The sequence below is a fragment of the Winogradskyella pelagia genome, from assembly GCF_017581965.1.
GTDB classification, from domain to species: Bacteria; Bacteroidota; Bacteroidia; order Flavobacteriales; family Flavobacteriaceae; genus Winogradskyella; species Winogradskyella pelagia.
In genome coordinates this window covers 1-5,255 of the sequence record NZ_JAGEVF010000020.1, presented here as the reverse complement: position 1 = coordinate 5,255, position 5,255 = coordinate 1, and the positions used below count along the sequence as shown (strand labels likewise).

General features: G+C 49.6%; 2 tRNA genes and 3 rRNA genes. All 5 read left to right on the top strand.

From position 1 onward, the window contains the following. Window positions 1-208: 208 nt before the first annotated feature. The 5 genes from J4050_RS14925 to rrf all read left to right on the top strand — a co-directional run bounded on the left by J4050_RS14925 (window position 209) and on the right by rrf (window position 5,210). A 16S ribosomal RNA gene (locus tag J4050_RS14925) occupies window positions 209-1,734 on the top strand. 86 nt (window positions 1,735-1,820) lie between these two features. Further along, window positions 1,821-1,894, top strand: a tRNA-Ile gene (locus J4050_RS14920). 84 nt (window positions 1,895-1,978) lie between these two features. After that, window positions 1,979-2,052 (top strand) — tRNA-Ala (locus J4050_RS14915). A 134-nt stretch (window positions 2,053-2,186) separates the two neighbouring features. Next, window positions 2,187-5,009 (top strand): 23S ribosomal RNA (locus tag J4050_RS14910). A 91-nt stretch (window positions 5,010-5,100) separates the two neighbouring features. Next, a 5S ribosomal RNA gene (gene rrf, locus J4050_RS14905) occupies window positions 5,101-5,210 on the top strand. The 16S, 23S and 5S rRNA genes sit together here with 2 tRNA genes alongside, the layout of an rRNA operon. Window positions 5,211-5,255: the final 45 nt, after the last annotated feature.

Sequence of the window (5,255 nt, the reverse complement as noted above, 5' to 3'; positions counted from 1 at the left end):
AGATTCTTATTGTGGGAATAAAAAAAGGGTTTTATATTTGCACCCGCTAAAACGCCGAAGGGATGTTAAGCGGAAAGAAAAAAGTTCATAGACATATTGAATTGACAGCGTAAGATTGGTACTGGAAACGGTACTGGTCAAGACAAAGAACAAGCCATTTTGAGTACTTTTGAAATTCATTTGGTCGTTGAATAATTTTGAAGATTTAACGATGAAGAGTTTGATCCTGGCTCAGGATGAACGCTAGCGGCAGGCCTAACACATGCAAGTCGGACGGTAACAGGGAGAAGCTTGCTTTTCCGCTGACGAGTGGCGCACGGGTGCGTAACGCGTATACAATCTACCTCTTACAGGGAGATAGCCTTTGGAAACGAAGATTAATACCCCATGGTATATCTTACCGGCCTCGGTAGGATATTAAAGTTTCGGCGGTAAGAGATGAGTATGCGTTCTATTAGCTAGATGGTGCGGTAACGGCGCACCATGGCGACGATAGATAGGGGCCCTGAGAGGGGGATCCCCCACACTGGTACTGAGACACGGACCAGACTCCTACGGGAGGCAGCAGTGAGGAATATTGGACAATGGGCGGAAGCCTGATCCAGCCATGCCGCGTGCAGGAAGACTGCCCTATGGGTTGTAAACTGCTTTTGTACGGGAAGAAACCCCCCTACGTGTAGGGGGCTGACGGTACCGTAAGAATAAGCATCGGCTAACTCCGTGCCAGCAGCCGCGGTAATACGGAGGATGCAAGCGTTATCCGGAATCATTGGGTTTAAAGGGTCCGTAGGTGGATCGGTCAGTCAGAGGTGAAATCCTGCAGCTCAACTGTAGAACTGCCTTTGATACTGCCGGTCTTGAATTATTGTGAAGTGGTTAGAATATGTAGTGTAGCGGTGAAATGCATAGATATTACATAGAATACCGATTGCGAAGGCAGATCACTAACAATATATTGACACTGATGGACGAAAGCGTGGGGAGCGAACGGGATTAGATACCCCGGTAGTCCACGCCGTAAACGATGGTCACTAGCTGTTCGGACTTCGGTCTGAGTGGCTAAGCGAAAGTGATAAGTGACCCACCTGGGGAGTACGTTCGCAAGAATGAAACTCAAAGGAATTGACGGGGGCCCGCACAAGCGGTGGAGCATGTGGTTTAATTCGATGATACGCGAGGAACCTTACCAGGGCTTAAATGTAAGTTGCATTAGCTGGAGACAGCTATTTCTTCGGACCACTTACAAGGTGCTGCATGGTTGTCGTCAGCTCGTGCCGTGAGGTGTCAGGTTAAGTCCTATAACGAGCGCAACCCCTGTTGTTAGTTGCCAGCGAGTAATGTCGGGAACTCTAGCAAGACTGCCGGTGCAAACCGTGAGGAAGGTGGGGATGACGTCAAATCATCACGGCCCTTACGTCCTGGGCTACACACGTGCTACAATGGTAGGGACAGAGAGCAGCCACTGGGCGACCAGGAGCGAATCTATAAACCCTATCACAGTTCGGATCGGAGTCTGCAACTCGACTCCGTGAAGCTGGAATCGCTAGTAATCGCATATCAGCCATGATGCGGTGAATACGTTCCCGGGCCTTGTACACACCGCCCGTCAAGCCATGGAAGCTGGGAGTGCCTGAAGTCCGTCACCGCAAGGAGCGGCCTAGGGTAAAATCGGTAACTAGGGCTAAGTCGTAACAAGGTAGCCGTACCGGAAGGTGCGGCTGGAACACCTCCTTTCTAGAGAAAGACGTCCATATTCAGAGTAAAGGGGAAACGGATGGTCTGTTCTTTGCTGTCAATTTAAAATATCAATAATTAAGTAGAGTCTCATAGCTCAGCTGGTTAGAGCGCTACACTGATAATGTAGAGGTCGGCAGTTCGAGTCTGCCTGAGACTACTGATTAAAGGAAATTCTAGAAGTTGGGATTAACCGTTATAGAGTACGTTAACCGATAACCGTTGACTGACGACTACGATAATGGGGGAATTAGCTCAGCTGGCTAGAGCGCCTGCCTTGCACGCAGGAGGTCACCGGTTCGACTCCGGTATTCTCCACGTTTGGTCCCTTTTGGGCCTTTAAAGTTCATTGACATATTGGAAAAGATACATGAAACATATTGGATAGAAATATCCGATATAACTAAAGTAATTGTAACGAGCAATTACAACTCATTAAAAAGACAAAAGTACAATAAGCTAAACAAGAGCGTATGGGGAATGCCTAGGCTCTCAGAGGCGATGAAGGACGTGATAAGCTGCGAAAAGCTGCGGGGATCGGCACATACGATGTGATCCGCAGATATCCGAATGGGGCAACCCGCTATGTTGAAGACATAGTATCCGTAAGGAGGCGAACCCGGGGAACTGAAACATCTAAGTACCCGGAGGAGAAGAAAACAAAAGTGATTCCGCTAGTAGCGGCGAGCGAACGCGGACCAGCCCAAACCAGTATTGTTACGGCAATGCTGGGGTTGTAGGACCACGACATTGGAAGCACGATGAACTAGAACTGTTTGGAAAGACAGGCCATAGACGGTGATAGCCCGGTATAGGCAAAGAATGCGGACATAGTGGTATCCTGAGTAGCGCGGGGCACGTGTAACCCTGTGTGAATCTGTGGGGACCATCCCATAAGGCTAAATACTCCTGAGAGACCGATAGTGTACCAGTACCGTGAGGGAAAGGTGAAAAGAACCCTGAACAAGGGAGTGAAATAGAACCTGAAACCATACGCTTACAAGCGGTCGGAGCCATTCGTGGTGACGGCGTGCCTTTTGCATAATGAGCCTACGAGTTACCGTTTCTGGCAAGGTTAAGCACTTCAGGTGCGGATCCGCAGCGAAAGCGAGTCTGAACAGGGCGCCATAGTCAGTAGTGGTAGACGCGAAACCGTGTGATCTACCCATGGGCAGGGTGAAGCTGTGGTAACACATAGTGGAGGCCCGAACCGGTTGACGTTGAAAAGTCTTCGGATGACCTGTGGGTAGGGGTGAAAGGCCAATCAAACTCGGAAATAGCTCGTACTCCCCGAAATGCATTTAGGTGCAGCGTTGATTTATAGTTTTATAGAGGTAGAGCTACTGATTGGATGCGGGGGCTTCACCGCCTACCAATTCCTGACAAACTCCGAATGCTATAAAATGTTGATCAGCAGTGAGGGCATGGGTGCTAAGGTCCATGTCCGAGAGGGAAAGAACCCAGACCATCAGCTAAGGTCCCCAAATGTATGTTAAGTTGAACAAACGAGGTTGAACTGCTTAGACAGCTAGGATGTTGGCTTGGAAGCAGCCATTCATTTAAAGAGTGCGTAACAGCTCACTAGTCGAGCGGTTCGGCATGGATAATAATCGGGCATAAACATACTACCGAAGCTATGGACTTGAAAAAGTGGTAGGGGAGCATTGTAGTGTCGTCGAAGGTTGATCGCGAGGTCTGCTGGAGAAGCTACAAAAGAAAATGTAGGCATAAGTAACGATAATGCGGGCGAGAAACCCGCACACCGAAAGACTAAGGTTTCCTCAGCTATGCTAATCAGCTGAGGGTCAGTCGGGACCTAACGCGAACCCGAAAGGGGTAGTGGATGGACAACAGGTTAATATTCCTGTACCTGCTCACGCTAAAAGTGACGGAGGCGTATATTTGGTGCGTGCTGACGGAATAGCACGTTGAAGCCAGTGGCAACACGGCGATAGTACACTGAGGCTACGGCCAAGGTGATAATCCAGAGAAGCGACTTCCAAGAAAAGCGAGTGAAGCAGCCCGTACCCTAAACCGACACAGGTAGTTGGGATGAGAATTCTAAGGTGCTCGAGAGATTCATGGCTAAGGAACTAGGCAAAATAGACGCGTAACTTCGGGAGAAGCGTCGCCTGTCGCAAGACAGGCCGCAGTGAAAAGATCCAAGCGACTGTTTATCAAAAACACAGGGCTCTGCTAAATCGAAAGATGACGTATAGGGCCTGACACCTGCCCGGTGCTGGAAGGTTAAGTGGAGGGTTTAGAAGTTTACTTCGAAGATCTGAAATGAAGCCCCAGTAAACGGCGGCCGTAACTATAACGGTCCTAAGGTAGCGAAATTCCTTGTCGGGTAAGTTCCGACCTGCACGAATGGTGTAACGATTTGGATACTGTCTCAGCCATGAGCTCGGTGAAATTGTAGTAACGGTGAAGATGCCGTTTACCCGCAGTGGGACGAAAAGACCCCGTGAACCTTTACTATAGCTTAGTATTGGCCTTGGACAAGTAATGTGTAGGATAGGTGGGAGACTTTGAAGCGGCGTCGCCAGGCGTTGTGGAGTCATTGTTGAAATACCACCCTTTGCTTGTCTAGGGTCTAACTTCCGCGGAAGGACAGTGCTTGGTGGGTAGTTTGACTGGGGTGGTCGCCTCCAAAAGAGTAACGGAGGCTTCTAAAGGTTCCCTCAGCACGCTTGGTAACCGTGCGCAGAGTGCAATGGCATAAGGGAGCTTGACTGAGAGACATACAGGTCGATCAGGTACGAAAGTAGAGCATAGTGATCCGGTGGTTCCGTATGGAAGGGCCATCGCTCAAAGGATAAAAGGTACTCCGGGGATAACAGGCTGATCTCCCCCAAGAGCTCACATCGACGGGGGGGTTTGGCACCTCGATGTCGGCTCGTCACATCCTGGGGCTGGAGAAGGTCCCAAGGGTTGGGCTGTTCGCCCATTAAAGTGGCACGCGAGCTGGGTTCAGAACGTCGTGAGACAGTTCGGTCTCTATCTACTGTGGGCGTTAGAAATTTGAGTGGATCTGACTCTAGTACGAGAGGACCGAGTTGGACGAACCTCTAGTGTACCTGTTGTTCCGCCAGGGGCATCGCAGGGTAGCTACGTTCGGAAGGGATAAGCGCTGAAAGCATATAAGCGCGAAACCCACCACAAGATGAGATTTCTTTAAAGGGTCGTGGAAGATGACCACGTCGATAGGCTACAGGTGCAAGTGCGGTAACGTGCGCAGCCGAGTAGTACTAATAACCCGTAGGCTTATTGTACGCCGTTCTTTTTATAGATATATAGTACGATGTTCATGTAGACTTTTCCATATGTCACGATATTGGGTCCCGCAGCGCCGGGACAAAGATTTAAGGTGGTTATAGCGACGGGGCTCACCTCTTCCCATTCCGAACAGAGAAGTTAAGCCCGTTAGCGCCGATGGTACTGCTTACTTGTGGGAGAGTAGGTCGCCGCCTTTTTTGAAAGCCCTTTGCTTAATGCAAAGGGCTTTTTTTTGTTTTCTA